The organism is Tenacibaculum geojense (genome assembly GCF_042676005.1).
Taxonomy (GTDB): domain Bacteria; phylum Bacteroidota; class Bacteroidia; order Flavobacteriales; family Flavobacteriaceae; genus Polaribacter; species Polaribacter geojense.
In genome coordinates, this window is sequence record NZ_JBHTJR010000017.1 from 125,526 (window position 1) to 148,816 (window position 23,291).

The 23,291-nt window shown below is 29.5% G+C and carries 24 protein-coding genes and 1 pseudogene; 12 read left to right on the forward strand and 13 right to left on the reverse strand.

Translation table 11 applies throughout. The annotated features are described in order from the left end of the window. The first annotated feature begins 58 nt into the window (after positions 1-58). From ACFQ1U_RS02870 to ACFQ1U_RS02885, 4 genes are read left to right on the forward strand one after another with little or no spacing between them, the layout of a single operon-like run. Positions 59-1,525 carry a phytoene desaturase family protein gene (locus ACFQ1U_RS02870; protein WP_386105116.1) on the forward strand — a complete coding sequence of 489 codons (1,467 nt, stop codon included), beginning with the start codon at positions 59-61 and terminating at the stop codon, positions 1,523-1,525. Continuing rightward, positions 1,525-2,367, forward strand: coding sequence for a phytoene/squalene synthase family protein (locus ACFQ1U_RS02875; protein WP_386105118.1), 843 nt, complete (start codon positions 1,525-1,527; stop codon positions 2,365-2,367). Before ACFQ1U_RS02870 ends, ACFQ1U_RS02875 begins: the two co-directional genes overlap by 1 nt. Positions 2,368-2,426: 59 nt before the next feature. Continuing rightward, positions 2,427-2,837, forward strand: a complete 411-nt coding sequence (locus ACFQ1U_RS02880; protein WP_386105120.1) for a sterol desaturase family protein — start codon at positions 2,427-2,429, stop codon at positions 2,835-2,837. Then, on the forward strand, positions 2,837-3,517 hold the full coding sequence (locus ACFQ1U_RS02885; protein WP_386105122.1) for a lycopene cyclase domain-containing protein: 681 nt from the start codon (positions 2,837-2,839) through the stop codon (positions 3,515-3,517). Before ACFQ1U_RS02880 ends, ACFQ1U_RS02885 begins: the two co-directional genes overlap by 1 nt. A 40-nt stretch (positions 3,518-3,557) precedes the next feature. Here ACFQ1U_RS02885 and ACFQ1U_RS02890 read toward each other — a convergent pair. Continuing rightward, positions 3,558-3,899 (reverse strand): annotated as a pseudogene (locus tag ACFQ1U_RS02890) (argininosuccinate lyase); the annotation flags it as partial. A gap of 193 nt (positions 3,900-4,092) precedes the next feature. Here ACFQ1U_RS02890 and ACFQ1U_RS02895 point away from each other — a divergent pair. From ACFQ1U_RS02895 to ACFQ1U_RS02915, 5 genes are read left to right on the forward strand one after another with little or no spacing between them, the layout of a single operon-like run. Then, positions 4,093-4,506, forward strand: coding sequence for a DUF2141 domain-containing protein (locus ACFQ1U_RS02895; RefSeq protein ID WP_386105124.1), 414 nt, complete (start codon positions 4,093-4,095; stop codon positions 4,504-4,506). Between the two features lie 18 nt (positions 4,507-4,524). Continuing rightward, the gene (locus ACFQ1U_RS02900) at positions 4,525-5,868 is read left to right on the forward strand and encodes a histidine kinase (RefSeq protein ID WP_386105126.1); all 1,344 of its coding nucleotides are present in this window, start codon (positions 4,525-4,527) and stop codon (positions 5,866-5,868) included. 4 nt (positions 5,869-5,872) lie between these two features. After that, positions 5,873-6,217, forward strand: coding sequence for a 2TM domain-containing protein (locus tag ACFQ1U_RS02905; RefSeq protein WP_386105128.1), 345 nt, complete (start codon positions 5,873-5,875; stop codon positions 6,215-6,217). 19 nt (positions 6,218-6,236) lie between these two features. Continuing rightward, positions 6,237-6,554 (forward strand): 2TM domain-containing protein, encoded by a 318-nt coding sequence (locus tag ACFQ1U_RS02910; RefSeq protein WP_386105130.1) that lies wholly within the window; start codon positions 6,237-6,239, stop codon positions 6,552-6,554. A 29-nt stretch (positions 6,555-6,583) separates the two neighbouring features. Then, entirely contained in the window at positions 6,584-7,339 is a 756-nt protein-coding gene (locus ACFQ1U_RS02915) for a LytR/AlgR family response regulator transcription factor (protein ID WP_386105132.1), read from the forward strand. Here ACFQ1U_RS02915 and ACFQ1U_RS02920 read toward each other — a convergent pair whose 3' ends face one another. The 3 genes from ACFQ1U_RS02920 to fumC form a co-directional block, all read right to left on the reverse strand. Further along, positions 7,340-8,353: a formimidoylglutamase gene (locus tag ACFQ1U_RS02920; protein WP_386105134.1), complete on the reverse strand. Its 1,014-nt coding sequence runs from the start codon at positions 8,351-8,353 to the stop codon at positions 7,340-7,342. A 10-nt stretch (positions 8,354-8,363) separates the two neighbouring features. Next, positions 8,364-9,596 (reverse strand): imidazolonepropionase, encoded by a 1,233-nt coding sequence (gene hutI, locus ACFQ1U_RS02925; RefSeq protein ID WP_386105136.1) that lies wholly within the window; start codon positions 9,594-9,596, stop codon positions 8,364-8,366. A gap of 87 nt (positions 9,597-9,683) precedes the next feature. Continuing rightward, positions 9,684-11,081, reverse strand: coding sequence for a class II fumarate hydratase (gene fumC / locus ACFQ1U_RS02930; protein ID WP_386105138.1), 1,398 nt, complete (start codon positions 11,079-11,081; stop codon positions 9,684-9,686). Positions 11,082-11,230: 149 nt separating this feature from the next. On the opposite strand from fumC, the gene ACFQ1U_RS02935 reads away from it, so the two are divergent. Then, on the forward strand, positions 11,231-11,404 hold the full coding sequence (locus tag ACFQ1U_RS02935; protein WP_320417068.1) for a hypothetical protein: 174 nt from the start codon (positions 11,231-11,233) through the stop codon (positions 11,402-11,404). 102 nt (positions 11,405-11,506) lie between these two features. On the opposite strand, the gene ACFQ1U_RS02940 is transcribed toward ACFQ1U_RS02935, so the two are convergent. The 3 genes from ACFQ1U_RS02940 to yidC all read right to left on the reverse strand — a co-directional run bounded on the left by ACFQ1U_RS02940 (position 11,507) and on the right by yidC (position 17,197). After that, on the reverse strand, positions 11,507-12,586 hold the full coding sequence (locus ACFQ1U_RS02940; protein ID WP_386105140.1) for an energy transducer TonB: 1,080 nt from the start codon (positions 12,584-12,586) through the stop codon (positions 11,507-11,509). Positions 12,587-12,725: 139 nt separating this feature from the next. Beyond that, entirely contained in the window at positions 12,726-15,191 is a 2,466-nt protein-coding gene (locus tag ACFQ1U_RS02945; protein WP_386105142.1) for a TonB-dependent receptor domain-containing protein, read from the reverse strand. A gap of 125 nt (positions 15,192-15,316) precedes the next feature. Beyond that, a complete protein-coding gene (yidC, locus tag ACFQ1U_RS02950) occupies positions 15,317-17,197 on the reverse strand; it encodes a membrane protein insertase YidC (protein ID WP_386105144.1) in 1,881 nt (626 codons plus the stop codon). 176 nt (positions 17,198-17,373) lie between these two features. On the opposite strand from yidC, the gene ACFQ1U_RS02955 reads away from it, so the two are divergent. Then, positions 17,374-17,742, forward strand: a complete 369-nt coding sequence (locus ACFQ1U_RS02955) for a cupin domain-containing protein (RefSeq protein WP_386105146.1) — start codon at positions 17,374-17,376, stop codon at positions 17,740-17,742. Here ACFQ1U_RS02955 and ACFQ1U_RS02960 read toward each other — a convergent pair. Beyond that, positions 17,737-18,414 (reverse strand): ZIP family metal transporter, encoded by a 678-nt coding sequence (locus ACFQ1U_RS02960; protein WP_386105162.1) that lies wholly within the window; start codon positions 18,412-18,414, stop codon positions 17,737-17,739. The two genes, ACFQ1U_RS02955 and ACFQ1U_RS02960, sit on opposite strands and share 6 nt — an antisense overlap. Continuing rightward, a complete protein-coding gene (locus tag ACFQ1U_RS02965) occupies positions 18,414-19,139 on the reverse strand; it encodes a class I SAM-dependent methyltransferase (protein ID WP_386105148.1) in 726 nt (241 codons plus the stop codon). The genes ACFQ1U_RS02960 and ACFQ1U_RS02965 overlap by 1 nt, the downstream gene beginning before the upstream one ends. Positions 19,140-19,250: 111 nt before the next feature. Here ACFQ1U_RS02965 and ACFQ1U_RS02970 point away from each other — a divergent pair, with 111 nt between their 5' ends. Continuing rightward, positions 19,251-20,420 (forward strand): THUMP domain-containing class I SAM-dependent RNA methyltransferase, encoded by a 1,170-nt coding sequence (locus tag ACFQ1U_RS02970; protein ID WP_386105150.1) that lies wholly within the window; start codon positions 19,251-19,253, stop codon positions 20,418-20,420. Between the two features lie 15 nt (positions 20,421-20,435). Here ACFQ1U_RS02970 and ACFQ1U_RS02975 read toward each other — a convergent pair whose 3' ends face one another. The 4 genes from ACFQ1U_RS02975 to ACFQ1U_RS02990 form a co-directional block, all read right to left on the reverse strand. Further along, positions 20,436-20,930, reverse strand: coding sequence for a GyrI-like domain-containing protein (locus ACFQ1U_RS02975; RefSeq protein WP_386105152.1), 495 nt, complete (start codon positions 20,928-20,930; stop codon positions 20,436-20,438). A gap of 1 nt (position 20,931) precedes the next feature. Further along, on the reverse strand, positions 20,932-21,711 hold the full coding sequence (locus ACFQ1U_RS02980; protein ID WP_386105154.1) for an SDR family NAD(P)-dependent oxidoreductase: 780 nt from the start codon (positions 21,709-21,711) through the stop codon (positions 20,932-20,934). After that, positions 21,711-22,232, reverse strand: coding sequence for a TetR/AcrR family transcriptional regulator (locus ACFQ1U_RS02985; RefSeq protein ID WP_386105156.1), 522 nt, complete (start codon positions 22,230-22,232; stop codon positions 21,711-21,713). The genes ACFQ1U_RS02980 and ACFQ1U_RS02985 overlap by 1 nt, the downstream gene beginning before the upstream one ends. A gap of 110 nt (positions 22,233-22,342) precedes the next feature. Further along, positions 22,343-23,116, reverse strand: coding sequence for a pentapeptide repeat-containing protein (locus ACFQ1U_RS02990; protein WP_386105158.1), 774 nt, complete (start codon positions 23,114-23,116; stop codon positions 22,343-22,345). Positions 23,117-23,291 lie beyond the last annotated feature (175 nt).

A 23,291-nucleotide genomic window follows, 5' to 3' on the forward strand; every position in this document is an offset into this window, starting at 1 on the left:
AATTAAACATCTTAAATTAAAATTTTGTTTATTTTTGATTGAATTAAGTTAAACAAAATTGAAAAAAGAAGTTTCTATAATCGGATCGGGGTTTTCATCACTAGCAGCCTCATGCTATTTAGCCCAAGCAGGATACCAAGTTAAGGTATATGAAAAAAACAGTACTTTAGGTGGAAGAGCAAGGCAATATAAGCAAGATGGGTTTACCTTTGATATTGGTCCAACTTGGTATTGGATGCCAGATGTTTTTGAAAAGTTTTTCGCAGACTTCAACAAAAAACCATCTGATTACTACAAATTAGAAAGGTTAGATCCTGCTTATCAGGTTTATTTTGGTGAAAATGATTCAATAATAATTCCTGGTAATTTAGAAGCTATTTATAAAATATTTGAAGCTGAAGAAAAAGGTAGTTCTAAGCATTTAGAAAAGTTTATTAAAAGTGCTCAGGATAATTATAATATTGCGGTAAAAGATATTGTTTACAGGCCAGGTTTATCACCACTAGAGTTAGTTACACCTGAAACCATGGTAAGAGTAACTCAGTTCTTTTCAACAATAAGAAAGCAGGTTAGAAAAAATATTAAAAGTAACAAACTAATTCAAATTTTAGAGTTCCCCGTTTTGTTTTTAGGCGCGAAGCCAAGTAATACACCAGCTTTTTATAATTTTATGAATTATGCTGATTTTGGTTTAGGTACATGGCATCCAATAGGAGGAATGTATATGGTCATAGAAGCAATGGTTACTTTAGCTCAAAGTTTGGGAGTAAATTTTACAACCAATGCTACAGTTTCATCCATAAAAATTAATGATAAAAATGCTGTTGAGGGTATTGTTGTTAATGATGAATTCATAAAAACAGATTTGCTGTTAAGTGGAGCAGATTATCATCATACAGAAACTTTATTACCAAATAATTTAAGGCAGTACTCAGAAAAATATTGGGATAACAGAACGTTTGCCCCAAGTTCATTATTATTTTATGTTGGTTTCGACAAAAAGTTGATAAATGTTGAGCATCATACACTGTTTTTTGATACAGATTTTGATGTACATGCAAAATCTATATATGATACACCAGAATGGCCAGAAGAACCTTTGTTTTATGCTAGTTTCCCTAGTATAACAGATGATTCATTTGCTCCAGAAGGTAAAGAAGCAGGTACCTTTTTAATTCCTCTAGCACCAGGTATTGAAGACTCAGAAGAGTTGAGAAATACATATTTTGATATCATAATCAACAGATTAGAGCAATTAACTGGTCAAAATGTAAAAGAAAGTATTATATTTAAGAAGAGTTTTTGCGTAAGTGATTTTGTGGAAGAATACAATTCTTACAAGGGTAACGCTTATGGTTTAGCAAATATTTTAACACAAACAGCCTTTTTAAGGCCGAATATAAAAAGTAAAAAAGTAAAGAATTTATTTTTTACAGGACAACTAACCGTTCCAGGACCGGGTGTGCCACCGTCGTTAATTTCGGGTAAAATAGCATCAGATTTAATCTTAAAAACTTACAAGTAATGAAACAATTATTTGACGAGGTTTCTTACAAATGTAGTAAGATAGTAACCAAAAAATATAGTACTTCGTTTTCGTTAGCCACAAAAATGCTATCTAAAAACATTAGAGATCATATTTATAATATTTATGGTTTTGTTCGTTTTGCAGATGAAATTGTTGATACTTTTCATGAGTATGACAAAGAGGGATTATTAGATCAATTTGAACGTGATTATTATTTATCACTCCATCAAGGTATAAGTCTAAACCCAATTTTAAATTCATTTATTTACACGGTTAAAACCTTTAATATTACAGATGATTTAGTTCAGGCTTTTTTAAAAAGTATGCGAGCAGATTTATACAAATCTGATTACACAACTCAAGAAGAATATGAAGCCTACATATATGGATCTGCTGATGTTGTTGGTTTAATGTGCTTAAAAGTTTTTGTAAACGGTGATGAAGCAAAGTATAATCAATTAAAAGAACCTGCAAAAAGATTAGGTTCAGCATTTCAAAAAGTAAATTTTTTAAGAGATTTAAAAGCAGATTTTGAAGATTTAAATCGTTCGTATTTTCCAAATATAGATCTTCAAAATTTAGATAATCAATCTAAACAAGCAATTATTGAAGATATTGAAGCAGATTTTAATTTTGCCTTTAATAATGGCATTTTACAACTACCTGTAGAAGCTAAGTTTGGTGTTTATATGGCATACAGATATTACAGAAAACTGTTAAATAAGTTAAAAAATACACCTTCAACAAAAATTATGGACTCTAGAATTAGGATTTCTAATCCGATGAAAATAAATTTGTTGGCTAGAAGTTACGTTAAGTATAAATTAAACTTAATTTAAAAATTAGTATTTAAAGAATGATCATATTCATTTTAGTTACACTAGTTACATTTATAACCATGGAAGGAATAACATGGTGCACACACAAATATGTAATGCATGGTTTTGGTTGGTTTTTACATGAAGATCACCATCAACCAGGTTATCCTCATGTTTTCGAAAAAAATGATGCTTTTTTTGTTGTATTTGCAATTCCAAGCATGTTGTTGTTTTTCTTTGGAATTAGACCAGAGTTAAATGTTCTTTTCTTTATTGGATTAGGTATTTTACTATACGGATTAGCTTATTTTTTAATACATGACGTATTAATTCACCAGCGTTTTAGTTGGTTTAAAAGAACTAATAATTGGTATTTTAGAGGTTTACGCAAAGCACATAAAATACATCACAAACATCTTGGTAAACAAGATGGAGAATGTTTTGGAATGTTGTTTGTGCCGTTAAAATATTTTAAACAATATAAAAAATAGTGAGTTTTTTATATTTACTCTTAAACTTAGGTTCATTAAGTATTCCTTTATTGTATTCTTTTGAAAAGAATATGCGCTTTATTAAACATTGGAAAGCAGTATTAACATCATTAACTATTGTAGCGGCAATTTTTTTAGTTTGGGATGCTATTTTTACTAAAAATGGCGTTTGGGGTTTCAACCCAGATTATCATCTATCTTTACTATTGTTTGGTATGCCTATTGAAGAGTGGATGTTCTTTTTTTGTATACCTTATGCAAGTATTTTTATTCATTATTCTTTAGAATATTTTAAACCTAAACTTTTAATTCCATTAAAGGCAGTAAAGATAATTACACTTTTAACTTTTGTATTAGTAGTCTATCTAGCAATTACTAATACAGCTAAAGCTTATACTTTTGTAAACTATTCATTTTTATCATTGGTTTTAATAGTTGGTTATAAATATGGGATACAACATTTACAACGTTTCTATATAGCATTTTTAATCATTTTAGTACCATTTTTTATTGTAAACGGAATCTTAACAGGTACAGGAATAGAAACTCCGGTTGTATGGTACAATAACGATGAAAACTTAGGAATTCGTTTACTCACTATACCTGTTGAAGATATTGGTTATGCTTTTTCTATGCTATTTAGCAATGTTATGTTGATAGAATACTTTAAAAAGAAGTAAACTTTTGTTGTATTTCTTTTAAGCATAAATTATGGATACTTCATATATGTGTATGTTTTTTAGAACTATCAGGTGCATACGTTCCGTTTTCCACTTCTTTACTAATATTGTTATAGGCTTCTCTAAAAGGCATACCTTCTGTAACTAAATTATTAATAGTGTCAACTGTAAATAAGTACTTGAATTTTTCATCATTTAAATCGACTTTTTTCACTTCTACTTGAGCGATAGCATAATTAAAAATAGATAGTATTTTTTTTAGGCTTTCAATAGCTTTTATGATATTTTCTTTTAAAAGCTGATAATCTCTATGATATCCACTAGGTAAATTGTTACTTAGTAATAACATTTCTGTTTGTAAAGCTTGAATTTGATTGCATTTTCTTATAGTTGCTTTCAATCTACAATGGTTTACTCTTTTTTTTTTATTTTTTTTGAATTATTAATTCTAACTAAAAATCTTCTTGGGATATTACAATTCATCCTAAAAAAAATACAGTTGGGTAATTTATAGTTTGTAAAGCCTTAGTTCTGATGCACTTTTGTAGTGTAATTAATTATTAAAAACAACAATTATGAAAATCATGTCACTTTTATTAATGTCTATCACGCTATTCTTTTCTTCAGTAAAAGAAACTTCTAACCAAACAATTAATGCAACCGTTATTAATGTAAATTCAGAAGAAGGAGTTATTTATTTTGCATTATTTACTAAAGATAATTTTATGCAAAACCCTGTTCAGTATAAAAAAGGAATTATTAAAAATGGTAAATGTGCAATTTCATTTACAAATGTTATTCCTGGAGAATATGCAGTTACTTGCTACCATGATAAAAACAACAATGGAAAAATGGATTTTGCTACTAACGGAATGCCTTTAGAGGATTATGGAGCTTCTAACAATGTAATGAATTTTGGTCCACCTCAATACAACGATGCTAAATTTGAAGTTACGGATAAAGATGTATCTTTAGATATTAAATTTTAATTAACAACTTAAACTACAATGAGTGTACTTTCTTACTGGTCTTCAGAATTTAAAAAAGATTTAATCGTTTGCACTAAATTAACTATGCTTTTTGGGGTTTTATTTACCTTAATTAATCAAGCATTTAGCATAAAAGAAGCAGCAGTAGTGTTTTTATTCTCAGCGTTGTATTCATTTATTTTAGGCGTTGGAAATGGAATAATAAACAGTTATATATCTTTAAAATGGGATTGGGTTACTCAAACCAATCAAAGAGTTTGGGCTGGTATTATAGCTACTATAACTTTTACAGTAATTGCTGTATTGTTTATACACTATATACAATATGTAGTTGTTTTACAAAATAAGTTTGAAGTATTATTTAGTCAACGATTAATTTATACACACTTATTTGCTATAATTTTATCATTAGGAGTTGCTACTTTTTTTCATGCTAAAAGTTTTATGATCGAATGGAAAAACTCGTTAAAACAAGAAACCACTCAACAACAAATTGTAGCTAAAACAGAAAGTGCTAAGTTTGAGACATTAAAAAGCCAAATAGATCCTCATTTTTTATTTAATAGTTTAAATGTATTAACCTCATTAATTGGTGAAAATCCTTATCAAGCAGAACGCTTTACTACAAAGTTATCTAAGGTATACAGATATGTTTTAGAGCAGCGAAATAAAGAGTTAATACCTATTTCTGAAGAGTTGAAATTTGCAAAAACTTACATGGAATTATTACAGATGAGGTTTGAAGACTCTTTAGAGTTTACCATACCAAAAACAATTAGTAATCCAGAACTTAAAATTGTGCCATTATCCCTACAACTGTTGCTAGAGAATGCAGTTAAGCACAATGTGGTATCACCATCAAAACCTTTACAAATTGATATTTATGAGGAAGATGGTTATTTAAAAATTAAAAACAATATAAATCCTAAAGAGGCTATAGGTAAAAGCACCAAAGTAGGTTTGCAAAATATAGCTGATAGATACGGATTAATATCTAATCAACAGATTAGTATTCAAAACAATCACAAAACATTTACAGTGAGTTTACCACTGTTATTAAAAACGAATTATAATATGAAAACGCCAGAAAATTTTGAAAATAGTAGTTATATAAAAGCAGTAGAGAAAGTTCAGAAAATAAAAGAATTTTATCAGAATTTAATCTCATACATAGTGTTTATTCCTTTGTTAATATTTATCAATTTACGTTTTTCTCCTCAATTTCAATGGTTTTGGTTTCCAATGGCAGGCTGGGGATTAGGAGTTATTTTCCACGGATTAGACGCTTTTGGTTTTAGCTTTTTAGGAAACGACTGGGAGGAAAGAAAGATAAAAGAATACATGAACAACAATAAATTTTAAGGTTATGAATACAGATTATTCAAAAGAAGAACAATATCTTTTAGCAAAGCAGCGTGTTAAAAAAGAGAAAGGATTTTATGCTCATTTCTTCTGGTATGTAGTTGTTAATGTGTTTTTAAGTGGTGTTATCATATTTGGTTTAATGAAAGATAACAACCGTTCTTTTATAGAGGCTTTAACAAATTTTGGAACCTATTCTACTTGGTTATTTTGGGGAATTGGCGTCTTTTTTCACTGGTTAGGTGTCTTTGGTTTTCCAAATACAATGACTAAAAACTGGGAAGAAAGAAAAATTAAAGAATTGATGGAGAAAGAGGAGCAACGTAAAAAAGATATATTAAGAAAATAATTACTAAAAAAAAACTATTATGGAGGCTAAGTATACTCAGGAACATCAATATTTAAAAGCAAAAAAGCAAGTTAAAGATATTAAAGGTTTTTACATTCATTTCTTTTTATTTTGCTTAACTATGCCCATAATTATATATGTAAACCTAACATTTGTACCTCATTTTCATTGGTTTTGGTTTTCATTATTAGGGTGGGGGATATCAGTTTTTTTACATTGGATGTTGGTATTTGGAAAAAATATTTTTGGTTTTGGAAATGATTGGGAAGAAAAAAAGATAAAAGAAATTATGCAAAAGGAACAACAAAAGGAGTCTCGCATTTACAAAAGCCACTAATAAATACAAATAATCAAACTTAACATAAAATGAACGTATTAATTATAGAAGATGAAAAACCAGCAGCAAGAAGACTTCAACGAATGTTAGCCGCTCAAGATATTCAGGTTAACACTATGTTGCATTCAGTTGAAGAGGCTTTAAATTGGTTTCAAAACAATACACATCCAGATTTAATTTTTCTTGACATTCAATTGTCAGATGGTCTTTCTTTTGAAATTTTTGAAGAGATTCCTGTTAAATCAGCTATAATTTTTACAACGGCTTATGATGAATATGCTTTAAAAGCTTTTAAACTTAATTCTATTGATTATTTATTAAAACCTATTGATGAAGATGAGCTTATAGTAGCTATTGAAAAATATAAAGAACAACAACCTACTAATAATAACCTTCAAGTAAATATTGATGAAATTAGAAAGCTATTAATCAATCCTATAGATAGAAAGTATAAGAAACGCTTCAGTATAAAGGTTGGTCAGCATATTAAAATTATTCATACGGATAATATAGAATGTTTGTATTCTGAAAATAAGGCAAGCTATATTCATACTAATGAAAAAAGAAACTACTTAATAGATAGTTCATTAGAATATTGGCAAGATGAGTTAGATCCTGAACAATTTTTTAGGGTAAATCGTACCTTTATTGTTCATATTAATGCAATAAAAGATATTGTAGCATATACAAACTCCAGACTAAAACTTGTTTTACAGTCATTTAATGATCAGGAAATAATAGTAAGTCGAGAAAGAGTAAAAGATTTTAAAAACTGGATAGCTTAATTAAATAAACAACTCTTTAGCTTTAATAAAATCAGTAATTAAATAACTTATATATTTTCCAACCTGAGCATCAGCATTAGGTTGGTTACTGATACTTGGAGCACCTTCACAAATATGTAAGTATGAAGCGTTTTTATGCTTCGCCATAAAATGTACAAATCTTCTTGCTTGCTCTGGTAAAAAACCAGAAGGTGTCATGGCACTAGATGGAAATTGCTGTATACAATCTAAATCCAATTCTATTCCATAAGGTTTGGTTTTTATAAAGTTTTTAGCTCTGGTTAATTCATTATCAAAAGAGGTAGTTTGATAAATATACATTTCTTCAAACATAGTATACTCTATGTTGAGTTGATCATGTATAAACTCAAAAATATATTGAGGTGTATAATTTTCATGCAGTCCAAACATAAAATACCTGTCTAAATATCCATCCTCTAAAGCATATGAGAATCCGTTTCCACTATGGCGTTCCTCTAATTTTCTTAAATCAGAGTGAGCGTCCATGTTAATAACATTAATTTTATGTTGAAGAGCAGTAGACATTCCTTTAATATTTCCGTAAGCATTGTTGTGTCCACCACCAATAATAATCGGAATTTTATCTAATGAAACAATAAAGTGAATTAATTCAGATAGTTCTTTGTCTATTTGTTTTACTAAGTAGTCTCCTTTTTCAGCATCATCAGCAATAAAAGTTTCTACAGTATCTAAAAAATCTAAATAACCAAGTACTAAAATTTCTTTGCCACTTATAAATTGATTTTCTTGCGTGTTTAAAAAGGCTTTTAAAGCGGGAAAGAAAGCGGTATGTGCTCCGCCTTGTCCTTTGTTCATTTTTACACCAATATCTTCAGGAATTCCAATCAAAACAAAGCTAGATTTATTGTTGGCTACTTCTTCAAAAAAATCTTTTTCATCATCTAAAACTGAAACTTTTTGACCCAATTTTACTTCACCATCTCTTTTAATAGTAAGCTCATCAATATCGTATTGTGTAAAAATATGTAGCATAATTATTTATTTAAAACTCTTCACCATTAATGTACGCAGATTCTATTAAATTACTACCAAAACTATATGGTAAAAATCCGTACGATGGGATTTCTTTAGTAATAAAAAAGTTTGCTTTTTTTCCTTTAGTGATTGATCCTACTTTATCACTTAAATTCATGGCGTAAGCACCGTTAATAGTTGCAGCGTTAATAGCTTGTTCGGGTGTCATTTTCATTTTAATACAAGCTGTTGCTACTACAAAGTTCATGTTTCCAGAAGGAGTTGACCCTGGATTAAAATCTGTAGCTAATGCTAATGGTAAGTTTGCGGCTATAATGTCTTTTGCAGGAGTGTATGGAATACTTAGAAAATAAGAACATGAGGGTAGCGCTACCGGCATCGTTTCAGAGTTTTGTAGTGCAACAATATCTTCTTTAGTCATTATTTCAAGATGATCTACCGATAAAGCATTGTGAAGAACACTTTTTTCAACCCCTCCAATACTATTAAATTGATTAACATGTACTTTAGGAGTTAAATTATATTTTTTTGCAGCAGTTAATATTTTATCGGTATCTGCTACTGAAAAATATCCAGTTTCACAAAAAACATCTATAAATTCAGCTAAATTTTCAGCGGCAATTTTGGGTAACATTTCATTAATTATAATATTAATGTATGCTTCTTTATTATTTTTATATTCTGAAGGAAAAGCGTGAGCCCCTAAAAAGGTAGCCTTAATTGGTAGTTGGTAATTTTGCTGTAATTTTTTTATTACGCGAAGCATTTTAAGCTCAGCTTCAACTGTTAAACCATATCCAGATTTAATTTCTATGGCACCAGTACCTAGCTTTATAACTTCTTCTAATCTTTTAGCTGACTGTAGGTATAAATCTTCTTCAGAGGTGATTTGAAGTTTTTTTACTGAATTTAAAATACCGCCTCCTTTATTTGCAATTTCTTCGTAAGTAAGCCCTTTAATTCTATCTACAAATTCTTGTTCTCGATTTCCAGCGAATACAATGTGTGTATGGCTATCACACCAACTTGGAAAAATCATTTTGTTACGTACATCAACTATACTGTCGGCTGAGGTTGGTACATTATCCATAGAACCAAAATCTTCAATTAAATCATCTTTAATTAAAAGAAAAGCATTTTTAATGGTTGGCAATGTATTCATTGCATCTCCCGCTACTTTTTTTACAGATATATCTCTTACTTGGATTAGTTCTTTAATATTGATAAATAATGTAGTCATGATATTTTTACGATATAAAAAAAGTAAAGAGTAGTTATGTTTTTCTGCTCTTTACTTTTTTAAATTTATAGAATTAAAAGGTGTTTATTATTTTAAACTACCTGTCATGTCTTCTGGTTTTACCCATTCGTCATATTCTTCTGCAGTTACATATCCAAGGTTAATAGCTTCTTCCTTTAAAGTTGTACCATTGGTATGAGCAGTGTTAGCAATTTCTGCAGCTTTATAGTAACCAATTTTGGTATTTAGCGCTGTTACTAACATTAATGAGTTGTTTACAAGTTCTTTAATTCTTCCGTGGTTAGGTTCAATACCAACAGCACAGTTTTCATCAAAAGAAACACAGGCGTCACCAATTAATTGAGCAGATTGTAACACATTTGCTGCCATCATAGGTTTAAATACGTTTAATTCGTAATGCCCTTGAGTTCCACCAACTGTTACAGCAACATCGTTACCCATTACTTGTGCACAAACCATAGTAATTGCTTCAGCTTGAGTAGGATTTACTTTGCCTGGCATGATAGATGAACCAGGCTCATTTGCAGGAATGATTAATTCACCAATTCCAGAACGAGGACCAGAAGCCATTAAACGAATATCATTAGCTATCTTATTTAAAGAAACGGCTAATTGTTTTAAGGCTCCATGAGTTTCTACTAAAGCATCGTGAGCTGCTAAAGCTTCAAATTTATTTTCAGCAGTAACAAAAGGTAAGTCTGTAAACTTTGCTATAAATTTAGCAACTAAGACATCATATCCTTTTGGGGTATTTAAACCTGTTCCAACTGCCGTTCCACCTAATGCTAATTGACTTAAATGTGCTAATGAATTTTTTAATGCTTTTAAACCAAAATCTAATTGAGCAACATATCCAGAAAATTCTTGACCTAGTGTTAATGGAGTAGCATCCATTAAATGTGTACGTCCAATTTTTACAACATCAGCAAAAGCCTCAGATTTAGCTTTTAATGTATTTCGAAGTTGTTCAACGCCTGGAATAGTAACTTCTACTATTTTTTTATAGGCAGCAATATGCATACCTGTAGGGAAAGTATCATTAGATGATTGCGATTTATTAACATCATCATTAGGTTGAATTGTTTTTTCTCCTTCACCAATTACATTTCCAGCAATTTCATGTGCTCTGTTAGCAATTACTTCATTAACATTCATGTTACTTTGCGTACCAGAACCTGTTTGCCAAATTACTAATGGGAATTGGTCATCATGTTTACCAGTTAAAATCTCATCACAAACTTCAGCAATTAAATCACGTTTTTCTGTTGGTAAAACACCTAATTCACAGTTAGCATAAGCTGCGGCCTTTTTTAAATACGCAAAACCATATACTACTTCTAGAGGCATTGAACCAGCTGGACCAATTTTAAAATTATTACGAGAACGTTCTGTTTGAGCACCCCAATATTTGTCTGCAGGTACTTCTACCTGTCCCATAGTATCTTTTTCAATTCTGTATTTCATTGTGTTGGAATTAATTTTAAGAATGCTCAAAGTTAATAAAACTACTAGAATTGATTGGCTTTATTACGATTGAAATATTTTTAAATTTACATTGAAAAAAATAAAATTTATATTATTTTTGTTGCGTATAAAATTTTCAAACAAAACAAATGTTAGATTTTTCAGAATTTTCAGGATTAGTTTTATTTATGTTCATATTTACAGCCGGTTTTTGGTTGTTAATTTTCTTATTAACGTTTGTGGTTCCTTACTGGATTGGTGGAACAATTTGGGAAAACCTTAAATTAAAAAGAGAAGCAAAAAAAGCTGCTGAAGGTAAGTAGTTTTTAATAATATATTTAAAAAGCTCGTTCAATATAAAGAACGAGCTTTTTTTGTTTAAAGCCTCCCTTGCTTTAAAAATCAAAGTTTAATTTAGGAATGTGTTAATCAAGAGTGAATTTTACAGGAAACCCATATCTTGTATTTACTTTTTTACCGTCTTTTTTTGCCGGTGAAAATTTAGGTAGTTTTTCAATTAATTTAATAGCTGCATTTTCTAATATTTTTCCATTTTCAGGTCCTTTTGCTAAAATATTTACAATATTTCCTTTTGTGTCTATTACAAAATTAACATTTACTGTACCTTCAATATCATTGTCTATTGCTTCTACAGGATATGCAAAATTATCTTCAATATGCTCAATTAACCCTTTATTAAAACATGACTGAGAATTGTCTTTATTATTTTTACACAGCTTAAATTGAGGTATTTTTGATACTTCATTAAAGTTATAAACTTCTTTTAACTCAACTCTTTCCGAAGCTTTTTTAATATTTGATGGTTTTACACCAGGTATTTTAAAAGTGATAGGTAATCCATACTTTACAGTAACAGGTGTTCCGTTATGTTTACCAGGTTTAAATTTCGGTAATTTGTTAATAATTCTTTCAGCTTCAGTAGCTAATAATTCTCCTTTGTACGGTGCCTTTATTTTAGTTTTGCCTATGCTACCATCTTTATTGATGGTGAAGTATACTAAAACTCTACCTTGAATTCTTTTATCATAAGCATCTTCAGGATACTTAAGATGTTTGTTTATGTGATTGGAAAGTTCTTTTTTAAAGCACTTTTTTTGTTGCATTATTGGGGCGCTTTCACAATCCTTAAATAAAGGTATTTGGTCTGTGAAGTCAAAAGGAACAATTTTTAAACCATTAGCATTACTAATACTTAAACTATTCGTAATTTCATTTTTTTTCTTTAAACTACTAAGTTTGTGTTTATAGTTATTATTAATACCTTTTTTTGCATTTCTTTTCCTAACAACCCTTTTTCTTGATGTTACAACTACACTTACTTTTCTTGAAACATCCTCTTTATCTTTATTGTCAACAGAGCATTTTGTAATACTATTTAAATCTAGTAAAGGTTCGTCGTTTGGACTTTCACATGTATTAGATTGGGCATAAGTATTTGAAAAAAAACACATTGCTATTAACAGAAGTAAATTTTTAACTTTCATAATAGAGGTTTTTGGGGTTATTTTCCTCTAATTTATAAAAATATGTTAATAAAACAAATAAAAACCTATTAAAAAATAAATTTTTTAACAGGTTTTTTAATTGATTTTCAATTTAAATAGGTTTTTATTATGTATTTAATTACCCTCCAAATTCTTCACCTCCATCATAATCGCCCTCTGGTCTTCCTCTTTTTTTCTTTTGATTAAACCTGTAGGTAAAGTTTAATGATATTTGACGTTCTCTCCATTGAAAGCTACTATCATTTATAGAGCGTAATGTATCATCCTCTTCGTATAAATATGTTATACTTTCTCTTTTACGCGTGTTAAATAAATCACTTACATTTAATACAATAGTTGCTTTATCTTTAAATAAATCTTTACTAAAAGCAAGGTTTGTTACAAACATTCCTTTACGTGTGCTTTGAGCGTCATCTTGTGGCCCACGATACATAATTCTTGTTTGCCATTCTATTTTTGCAGGTAGTGTAATTCTAGAGTTAAATCTTGCAAACCAGCTGCTTTCATTTACCTCATCTAATTCGGTTACTACGGTTTCTCCAGAATTACTGGTATAAGAAAAGTTAAACGGATCAGTTTTAAAGTTGAAATAATTAAAAGAACCGCTTAGTCTTACTTTTTTACTTGGATTATAATTAGCTGTAAACTCAAATCCATAACGTTGTTCATCATTAAGGTTTAAAGGTTGCCTAACGGTAACATCTGTTAAAACTCCATCTATATTTCTTTCTTCTAATATAGAAACTCTTTGAATAACATCTGTTGAATATTGATAATATAAGGAAGCACCTAAGTTAAATTTACTTATTTTAGTATTGTAACCTAAATCATAAGAGCTAGTATATGTTGGATTTAAATCTGGATTTCCTCTAAATACGTTGGTAGCTGAACTTCTGCTTTCAAAAGGATTTAAGAACCAAAAACGAGGTCTTCTCAAACGTCTTGCATAACCTAACGTGAAATTATCACTGTCATTAAGTTCATATCCAAAATTAACAGTAGGAAACCATTCCGTATAATTTTTTTCACTAAAAGAATCCGTATTAACTAAATATAAATCAATTTCAGTGATTTCTGTTCTTAAACCAAATAGGTATGAAAACTTGTTTAATTTACTACCATATTGTGCATAAAATGCATAAATATCTTGTTTGAAGTCTAAAGTGTTTGATGGATCATTCTCCAAAGGATCACCATTACCATCTCGTACTTTAAAATCTGAATATAAATCTTGTAAATCTGCTTTATGACCTAATTCTAATTGGCTATTTTCTCCAATTGGTAACACATAATCTATTTGAAGTAGTTTAGATATCGAGTTTGTTATTTGTGAGTTTTGTTCTGATAAAACATCATCAACAGTAATTAACGATGGTTCAGTTTCTCTACTGTCTCCATATTGAAGATCTACCGTTAATTTTTGACCTTTATCATCAATGTTATTGGTATAGTTTAAAGAATACTGAACATCTGTTCCGTCTTCTTTTTCATTTTCAATTCTTGTTTGATCTCCTGTTTTATCTCTGTTTACATCATAAAACTCGGTAAAGTTAGTAGCAAAATCGTCATCTTTTGATTTTCTGTAAAAAAATGATCCTGTTACAGAACTTTTTTGATTGATGTAATATTCCAGTCCAATAGATCCGTTGTAATTATTACTTTTTCTATCAAAGGTTCTATCTTCATTTCTGTAATCATTTAAAACACCATTATCAAAGTTTGTAAAGAAACTTTGAGAGTTTCCTGGTCCTTTTCTGTAGCGATATCCTAAGTTAGAAAATAAGTTAATTTTTTTGGTTCTGTAATTTAAATTAGCTCCTAAAGCTAACTGATCTGGATGACCAATAGTTGTATTTACAGATCCGTTAAAACCTGTAATTTTTCCTTTTCTTAAAATAATGTTTAAGATACCAGCTGTTCCCTCAGCATCATAACGAGCAGATGGAGATGTAATCACTTCTACTTTTTCAATAGCATCTGCAGGTAAATTGCGTAAAGCGTCTGTTCCACTTAAACCAACTAATGCGGATGGTTTACCATCTATTAAAATTCTTACGTTTTCGTTACCACGTAAGCTTACTGCACCTTCGGCATCTACATTTACAGACGGAACATTATCTAAAACATCACTAGCGTTTCCACCTTTAATAGTCATGTCTTTTCCAACATTATAAATCTTTTTATCCAATCTAATCTCTACTGTAGATTTTTCGGCAATGATTTCAACTTCATCTAAAGTTTCTAAATCTTCAGATAGTAAAATAGTACCTAAATTTAGATTTTCGACAATCGTTTTTTGAGCTAATGGTTTTGTTTTAAATCCAATAAACTCAACTTTCATGTCGTAAGTTCCTGCTGGAGCATCTACAGAAAATTCTCCCTGCATATTAGTAACCCCACCTAAAACTCGTTGGGTTTCTGTATTTGTAAGTACTAAAGTAGCGTACTCTAAAGGTTGTTTTGATTTTGCCTCTAATACTTTACCAGATATGGTAATGTTACTGCCTTTTGCTTTACTTTGAGGTCTTTGTGCATACGTTAGTTGTATGCATAAAGCAAATACAATGAGTAATAATTTATTCATAGTTGATGATTGATAGTTAAAACTATTAGACAGCGAAGTTCCGTAATGGTTTAAACAGTTAGTGTTAAAACTGTGTTAAAGTAAAAAGGCCGCTAAATTAGCGGCCTTAGAGTATTATAGTATGTTTATTTTTTGCGATTTTTAGCCGCCTTTTTTTGAGCTTCTTGTTGTTCTTGTGCTTGCTTCATTGCTGCATCTAAACGCTCTCTGAACTTGCTTTTTTTCTCAGGTCTTTTTTTGTTTTCTTCAATCTGAGCATGAATCTTATCTTCATCAATCACGTAATTTTTAATAACAAGCATAATAGCAATTGTTAATAAATTAGATACAAAATAATACAAACTTAATCCACTTGCATAGTTATTGAAGAAGAATAACATCATAATAGGAGAGAAATAAATCATGTACTTCATCATTTTACTCATATCTGGCATTCCTTCTTGTGCCGGAGCTTGCATGTTTGCTTGTTGACTTTGATTCATTTTCATGTAAAAGAAAATAGCAACCGAAGCTAAAATTGGAAATAAACTAATATGATCTCCATAAAATGGAATTTTAAATGGAAGTTTAGCAATAACATCATAAGATGATAAATCGTTAGTCCATAAAAAAGCTTTTTGTCTAAAGTCTATATTTGTTGGGAAAAACTTAAATAAGGCAAAGAAAACAGGCATCTGTAAAAGAGCTGGTATACATCCTGACATCATACTTACACCCGCTTTTCGTTGAACAGCCATAATTTCTTGCTGACGCTTCATGGTGTTTTCAGATCCTGGGTATTTTTTGTTGATTTCTTCCATTTCTGGACGAATCACTTTCATCTTTGCACTTGATAAGTACGACTTATATAACACAGGAGATAATATGATTCGAACTACAATAGTCATTAAAATAATGATTAAACCATAGTTGCCAAAAATCCCTTTAAGTACATTAAATACTGGGTAAAAAACAGTTCTGTTTAAAAATCCAAAAATACCCCATCCTAAATCAGAGATTTCTTTCAGATCAGTTCCCTCATATGATTTTAATAAATTATAATCTGTTGGTCCATAAAACCATTCCATGTTATAATTTAACTCACCATTTTCTAATGCTAAAGGAGCAGAAAGCTCATATGTTTTTAAATATACACTATCTACATCTTCACCAGCAAAATCAACTGATTTTAGTTTAGCATCATTTAAAGCTGTTTTAGAAGATAAAATAGAAGAGAAGAAATGTTGTTTAAATGCTACCCAAGTAACATCATTTGCAATTTCATCGTCATTCATCTGTAAATATTCAACATCTCCATCAGCTTTGTAGTAGTAGTACGAGTACATGTTTTCTGTACGCATACTTTTTTCATGTCTGTAAGCTTTAAGTTTCCAATCTAAATTAATTTGCTGACTGCTGTTAATTACATTATTTAAACCTTGAGAACGAATTGCAAACCCTACACGATAATCATTAGGTTTAATTTCATATCTGTATTCTAAAAATTTATTATCAGAAACTTTCAATTTCATAGAAAGTACTGAGTTTTCTCCATTTTTAGTTAACGATGGTTCAAAAAATAAATCTTTCGTATTTAATATTCTATTATCAGTTGTACCAAAATTAATATTAAATGATGCGTTTTTGTCTTTAATTAAGTAAACAGGAAGAGAATCGTACGTTTTATAGTTCTTTAATTCCGCTTTCGTAATTTGACCACCTTTATTGTTAATGTATAATTTAACTAAGTCGTTTTCAATTACAGTTTCTCCTTCAGTACCGTTGATTCCACTTTGAGCAAAAGCACCTAATTTATTCTGAAAAGCAATTTGCTTTAAAGAGTCATTTTCAAAGGTAGTGTTGTTTACTAGCTTGTTGGTGTTGGAAATACTATCGGTAACTTGCGTTGTGGTAGTAGCTTGTTGGTTTTCTTCTTTAGGTTTGTTGGTATTCATGTACCAAATTAAAATTCCCCCTAGTAAAATCATTCCTATGAAGGAATTGACATCAAATTTTTTTTCTTCCATTGATTTGTGTTAAGTGTCAGTTTGTCACATTCTCAAAAAAACTGATTGAGAAAAACGCGACAAAAGTAGCAAAATTAGCCTTAAAATAAGATGTTTTACTTATTTTAATTTTATACTTATATGTAGGTCAAAGAGTATTCCATTTTGTATTTTCGTGTATCAATAAAAATAATATAATGTCAAAAAAATATACCATTCAAAACAGTCCGTTTGTGGTGCCAACTACAGATGGTAAATTAATTGAAGAACATTTTGGAAATGCAACTGATAAAAACCCTAATATAAGCATAGCACATATGGTTGCTCCTGCGGGGTGGAGTGAGCCTTTTCAAACTCCAGAGTTTGATGAATATACTTACATAATAAAAGGAAAAAAACAATTTATTATTGATGGTGATACGGTTGTTTTATCAGCAGGAGAATCAATAAAAATAGAAAAAAATGTACGTGTACAGTATTCTAATCCTTTTGATGAACCTTGTGAGTATTTAGCTGTATGTTTACCTGCTTTTTCTATGGATTTGGTAAATAGAGAGCAGTTATAGTGTTGCAATAGTTAATAGCATACCTAATATAATTGCTGTAAATTTTTTAAGATTAAACTTGTGGTTTTCTGAACTTTCAAACAAAATAATTGTTGAAATGTGTAAGAATACTCCAATAATTAAGGCTGTTACATAATTATGGTTTTTGGTAAACCAAGTAACGGTATCTGCCAAATAAAAGCCTAATGGACTCATCAATGCAAAAGCTATCATAAAAGTTATGGTTGTTTTTTTACTGTATTTAGCATTGATAAAAAATGATGTTAAAACAATGGCAATTGGAATTTTATGAACCACAACTGCCCAAAGCAGGTTAGAAGTTGCTCCATGAATAGGTAATCCTTCTGAAAATGCATGTATGCTTAAGCTAAAGAATAATAACCAAGGAAACTTTTTAGGACTGCCATGCAAGTGTATATGACCGTGTTCAGCACCTTTAGAGAAAGACTCTAAAATTGATTGAATTATAATTCCTACCAAAATTAAAACACCAATGGTTTTAGTGTTTGGTTCGTGTTGATATACATCTGGTAATAAATGTAATACTGTTACAGATAATAAATACGCCCCACTAAACGATAGCAATAATCGCGTAAATATAGTACTTGGTTTAATCCATAATACTGATAAGCTGCCAATTAAAACTGCAGCAATTAAAAGAAGGTAACTTATCATTGTGCAATTAAAATTAAACGATTAGATTCTTGTGCGTCAAATTCATTAAGATGATAATCACCAAAAGTATGTACAATTTTTAATCCTACTTCCTCAAAATATTGATGTAAGGTGGTTTTATCTAAGAATTTAACTTTTTCGGTGTATGAATGATCTTCATTATCAGCTTTGAAACGTATGTGTTTTTGGATAAACCCATCTTTAATTTCTCTTGAAATATGAAATGTAATACCGTCTATTTCTTTTGTTTCAGATGAAACTAACGTATTTTTAGTTTTTATAACATTTAAAAAGTCTAAAACTAAATACCCATTCTTTTTCAACCCTTTTTTCATACCTTTTAGCACCATTAAGTCGTCTTGTTTGTCATCAAAATAACCAAAACTAGTGAAAAGGTTAAAAACAGCGTCATAGGTATTTTCTAAAGGATTTCTCATATCCCAAACTTCAAAAGAAAGTGTTTCGTTTTCATACTTTTTTGCGTGCGCAATACTGTTTTCACTTAAATCTCCTCCCGTAACCTGATAACCTAGAGAGTTTAAGTAAATAGCATGCCTACCTTTTCCGCAAGGTAAATCGGCAATATGTGCTGTTTTTGGCAACTTTAAAAAAGAAACCAAGTTTTGCATAAATAATTGCGCATCGGCATCATTTCTATGCTTATATAAAATGTGGTAGTATGGTGTATTAAACCATGAAGTAAACCAGTCTGTTGTTTTCATACGTACTAATTGACGGCAAAAGTACCAAAAACTTACAGTTTTTTAAACACCAAATGATTTATTGATTTATAATTGATTTTAAATGTATTTTTGTAACCTTAAATGTATTTAATGGATAAAGATTTTAAAATGGTGGCTACCACCATAGCAGGCTTAGAAGGTGTTTTAGCTGATGAACTACGTAAACTAGGAGCTAGAGAGGTAAAAGAGGGGGTAAGAAGCGTTGAGTTTAGAGGTGATAAAGGTTTTTTATACAAAGCTAATATAGCGTTGCGTACTGCTATCAGAATTTTAAAACCTATAAAACGTAGCAAAATTTTTGATGAAGAAGATTTATATGAAGCTATTCAACGTGTAAAATGGGATCGATTTTTAGATGTTGATGGTACTTTTGCTATTGATGCGGTAGTTAATTCTAGAAACTTTACCACAAACTCGCATTATATCGCTTTAAAATCTAAAGATGCTATTGCAGATTATTTTACACATAAGTTTAATAAAAGACCCAATGTAGATTTAAAATATCCTGATGTAAAAGTACATGTGCATATTCATAAAGAGTGGTTAACTATATCATTAGATAGTTCAGGCCAATCATTGCATAAAAGAGGGTATAGAAGCGCTACCAATATAGCTCCAATTAATGAAGTTTTAGCGGCTGGATTAATTTTATTATCTGGTTACAAAGGTGATGAAAACTTTATAGATCCAATGTGTGGTTCTGGTACAATTTTAATTGAAGCAGCCATGATAGCTAATAATATTCCGGCCAATATTAATAGAAAGCATTTTGCTTTTGAAAATTGGAAAGATTATGACGAGGATTTATATTTTATTATTCAAGATTCATTATTAAAGAAAATTAAAAGCTCTCATTTTAAAATAATGGGGTTTGATAAAGCGCCTTCGGCTGTTAAAAAAGCAAGACAAAATATCATCAATGCTAATTTAGAAGAATTTATTGGTGTGCATCATGTTAATTTTTTCAACTCTAAAAAAGAAGTATTTGGTAGAACAACCATTTTGTTTAATCCACCTTATGGAGAACGATTAAATATTGATGTTAAAGAATTTTATAGGAGTATTGGAGATACGTTAAAACATAATTATAGTAATTCAACAGCATGGTTAATTACCTCTGATATACAAGCTTTAAAATTTGTAGGTTTAAGAACCTCAAGAAGAATACCAATTAAAAATGCTGATTTAGATTGTAGATTTGTAAAATACGAATTGTACGAAGGAAGTAAAAAAGCCAGTAAACAACCAAGTTTTGAATAAAATAATCCGCAGTAATTAACTGCGGATTTTCTTTTTTATAGGAATCCAGATTTCTTCTTCTGAATCTGCATCATTGTTTTTGTATTTATCACCCAAAATTTCAAAATGCGGTCTATTGTCTATAAGATATTCAGAGTTAGGAAGCCATTTTGTAAATATATCTTCAAAAATTTGAGTATTTTGACTAGAACCCTTGTAATTAAAAACAGCATAATCTCCTGCCTGTACTATTAATTGCCCACAATTTTTAGGTAAATTTTTTATTGAAGATACTTCTACACAAGCCCATTTTGTAAATTCAGTTGTTGGGCTAAAAGCTTTAAAATAGTTATCAGGATAAATTTGAAGTGATATTTTATCAGAATTACATTTGTTTTCAACTTTAATTATTTTTGGACCAAATTGTCCCCATAATTGCGCTGTTTTATTATTTAAAACACTCATTTTTGTTGAAATTCCAACTAAAGTCTTACTTTTAAGATGACATATTTTTGGAGATAATTTATACATGTTAATTTGTTTTTTGCATGTTTTTAATTTGTTTTAATACCATTTTTTTGGGTAAAAACTTTATGAAAGCCATCATTATTTTTTGAGAAAAGGTTAAACCAGAAATAATGTCTAATTTACCTTTTAACATAGCATTATAACCAGCTTTAGCAACTTGATGCGCATTAGCAGTTTGTTTAAACATTGATGTCTTATCCATACCGGAAATTTTTCCAAAATCTGTTTCAGTAGCACCAGGCATAAGATTGGAAACGGTAATATTGGTATTACTTAATTCTTCAGCAATTGCATTACTAAAAGATGTTACGTAGGCTTTAGTAGCAAAGTATACCGCTTGTAATGGTCCAGGCATTAAACTTGCTGTTGATGAAACGTTTAAAATTTTACCATCGTTATTTTTAATAAAATCTTTTAAAAAATGGTGAGTTAAGGCAGTTAAAGCAGTTATGTTTAATTGAATCATATTTAAATCACTCTCTAAATTACGTTCATTAAATTGTCCAACTCCACCAAATCCAGCATTGTTTATTAAATAATCAATTTTAATATTATTTTCATTAATTTCTTTATATATCTCTAAAGTTGCATTGGGTAGTATTAAATCTTTTTGAATAACATAAACATTACAGTTGTATTCTTTTTCTAATGTTATTTTTAGTTTGTTTAATTTATCGATACTTCTGGCAACTATCACTAAATTTCCCCCATTTGCAGCATGAATTTTAGCAAATTCTTTACCAATTCCACTACTAGCTCCTGTTATTAAGGCTGTTTTTTTCATTATATAAGACCGTATTTTTGTATTAAAAATTGTTGATAATTAGTTGTTTTTTCTAGATTACCTTTTAATAAATCTGAAGCAATAGCATCTAATATATGCACTACCAATTGTGCTTCTAATTCAGGTTGCTTGTAATTTAATTGGGTAAATGTGATTGTAAGTTTAGATAGTAAAGCATCAGTTTTATTCTTAGAATCGTAATTATCTTCCCATTTTAATTTAAACTGAAGTCTCCAATAGTTATATGAAGACTTTTCTATAGCAAAAGGAAGTTTAAGTGTTTCTAATAATACTCTTTTAGGATCTTTAAGTTCAAAAATAGGAGCGAATAATTCGTTTATTTTTATTTCTATATCTCCAATAATGGCTTTTAATAACCCTTTTTTACTTCCAAAATGTCTAAATATTAACCCCTCTGATACTTGTGCTTGTTTGGCAATTTTACTTGTTGATGTTGCGTTAAAGCCTTCTTGGGCAAATAATTCTAGAGCAGTATCTACTAATAATTCTTTTTTTGTCATTTAATAGTGAGTAATCACTTACAAATATACGTTGTTTTTATATATAACCAAAAAAACTCATTGTTAAGAAGTTAACAATGAGTTTTTAAGTTTTGATACGATTTAGTGATTTATTTATTTTTAATTAAATATTTACTAAAACTATCTCCGTTTATTTTGGTGTATTTAGAATCAATTTCATAAGCAACATCCATGTTTTGAATATCAAATTCTCCTCGTACTTTGGTGTACTTAATATTTAAATCTTCTTTAAATTTAGTGTTATTAAAAGAAACTCCGTTGTTAAACTCTGCGTATTTAAAAATAGCAGAATCACTAAAAATAGCGTTAGCAAAGCTTACAAACCTATCAAACTTACTATATTTAAAAGTTGATGGTTCTTTAAAAATTACATTTTCAAAACTACTATTTCTCTCAAATTTAGCATATTTAAAGGTACTATCATCTTTAAATTTTGCATTGCTATAATCAGCATTTTTTTCAAATACAGAGTATTTAAACATTGATTTTCTTTCAAACGTACAATTGGTAAAGCTTACATCTTCTTCAAAATTAGCAATAAACGTATATCCACTTGTTTCGTCAGGTATGTAAGCTAGCACATCATCTTTAAAAATACAATTCTTAAAAATTAATTTTCCTGTTATTTGTTTTTCAACAGTATTAGATCCTCCGTTATTCCACCATTTTTTTCTTTTTGGTAATTTAGCAATAGCTTCATTCATGTAGGTGAGGTCTAAGATACCATCAATAGTAGCATTGGTTACTTGTACATCTATACCAGCTTTAACATCTTTTAAAATTTTAGTGGCAGATACTGTTTTTTGAGCAAAAGTTTGAAAGCTTACAAAACAAATAGCTAATGTTGTTATAATATGTTTCATTGGTTTATGAGTTTTACATTTATAATAAAGACATTATTCTTTTTGATTTGTGACACTACTTCAAAAAAAAAGCGTTCGAGTTATCGAACGCTTTTTTATTTTATGCTGTCCCGTCCTAAAATAAGTTTACACCAATAAGACTTATTTTATGAATAACAGTTTACGCAAGAAAAAG

Coding starts and splice junctions, on each gene's coding strand:
- ACFQ1U_RS02875 (WP_386105118.1), top strand. CDS start 1,525: ATGAAACAATTATTTGACGAGGTTTCTTACAAATGTAGTAAGATAGTA.
- ACFQ1U_RS02880 (WP_386105120.1), top strand. CDS start 2,427: ATGGAAGGAATAACATGGTGCACACACAAATATGTAATGCATGGTTTT.
- ACFQ1U_RS02895 (WP_386105124.1), top strand. CDS start 4,093: ATGAAAATCATGTCACTTTTATTAATGTCTATCACGCTATTCTTTTCT.
- ACFQ1U_RS02900 (WP_386105126.1), top strand. CDS start 4,525: ATGAGTGTACTTTCTTACTGGTCTTCAGAATTTAAAAAAGATTTAATC.
- ACFQ1U_RS02905 (WP_386105128.1), top strand. CDS start 5,873: ATGAATACAGATTATTCAAAAGAAGAACAATATCTTTTAGCAAAGCAG.
- ACFQ1U_RS02910 (WP_386105130.1), top strand. CDS start 6,237: ATGGAGGCTAAGTATACTCAGGAACATCAATATTTAAAAGCAAAAAAG.
- ACFQ1U_RS02915 (WP_386105132.1), top strand. CDS start 6,584: ATGAACGTATTAATTATAGAAGATGAAAAACCAGCAGCAAGAAGACTT.
- ACFQ1U_RS02920 (WP_386105134.1), bottom strand. CDS start 8,353: ATGCTACATATTTTTACACAATACGATATTGATGAGCTTACTATTAAA.
- hutI (WP_386105136.1), bottom strand. CDS start 9,596: ATGACTACATTATTTATCAATATTAAAGAACTAATCCAAGTAAGAGAT.
- fumC (WP_386105138.1), bottom strand. CDS start 11,081: ATGAAATACAGAATTGAAAAAGATACTATGGGACAGGTAGAAGTACCT.
- ACFQ1U_RS02935 (WP_320417068.1), top strand. CDS start 11,231: ATGTTAGATTTTTCAGAATTTTCAGGATTAGTTTTATTTATGTTCATA.
- ACFQ1U_RS02940 (WP_386105140.1), bottom strand. CDS start 12,586: ATGAAAGTTAAAAATTTACTTCTGTTAATAGCAATGTGTTTTTTTTCA.
- ACFQ1U_RS02945 (WP_386105142.1), bottom strand. CDS start 15,191: ATGAATAAATTATTACTCATTGTATTTGCTTTATGCATACAACTAACG.
- yidC (WP_386105144.1), bottom strand. CDS start 17,197: ATGGAAGAAAAAAAATTTGATGTCAATTCCTTCATAGGAATGATTTTA.
- ACFQ1U_RS02955 (WP_386105146.1), top strand. CDS start 17,374: ATGTCAAAAAAATATACCATTCAAAACAGTCCGTTTGTGGTGCCAACT.
- ACFQ1U_RS02965 (WP_386105148.1), bottom strand. CDS start 19,139: ATGAAAACAACAGACTGGTTTACTTCATGGTTTAATACACCATACTAC.
- ACFQ1U_RS02970 (WP_386105150.1), top strand. CDS start 19,251: ATGGATAAAGATTTTAAAATGGTGGCTACCACCATAGCAGGCTTAGAA.
- ACFQ1U_RS02975 (WP_386105152.1), bottom strand. CDS start 20,930: ATGTATAAATTATCTCCAAAAATATGTCATCTTAAAAGTAAGACTTTA.
- ACFQ1U_RS02980 (WP_386105154.1), bottom strand. CDS start 21,711: ATGAAAAAAACAGCCTTAATAACAGGAGCTAGTAGTGGAATTGGTAAA.
- ACFQ1U_RS02985 (WP_386105156.1), bottom strand. CDS start 22,232: ATGACAAAAAAAGAATTATTAGTAGATACTGCTCTAGAATTATTTGCC.
- ACFQ1U_RS02990 (WP_386105158.1), bottom strand. CDS start 23,116: ATGAAACATATTATAACAACATTAGCTATTTGTTTTGTAAGCTTTCAA.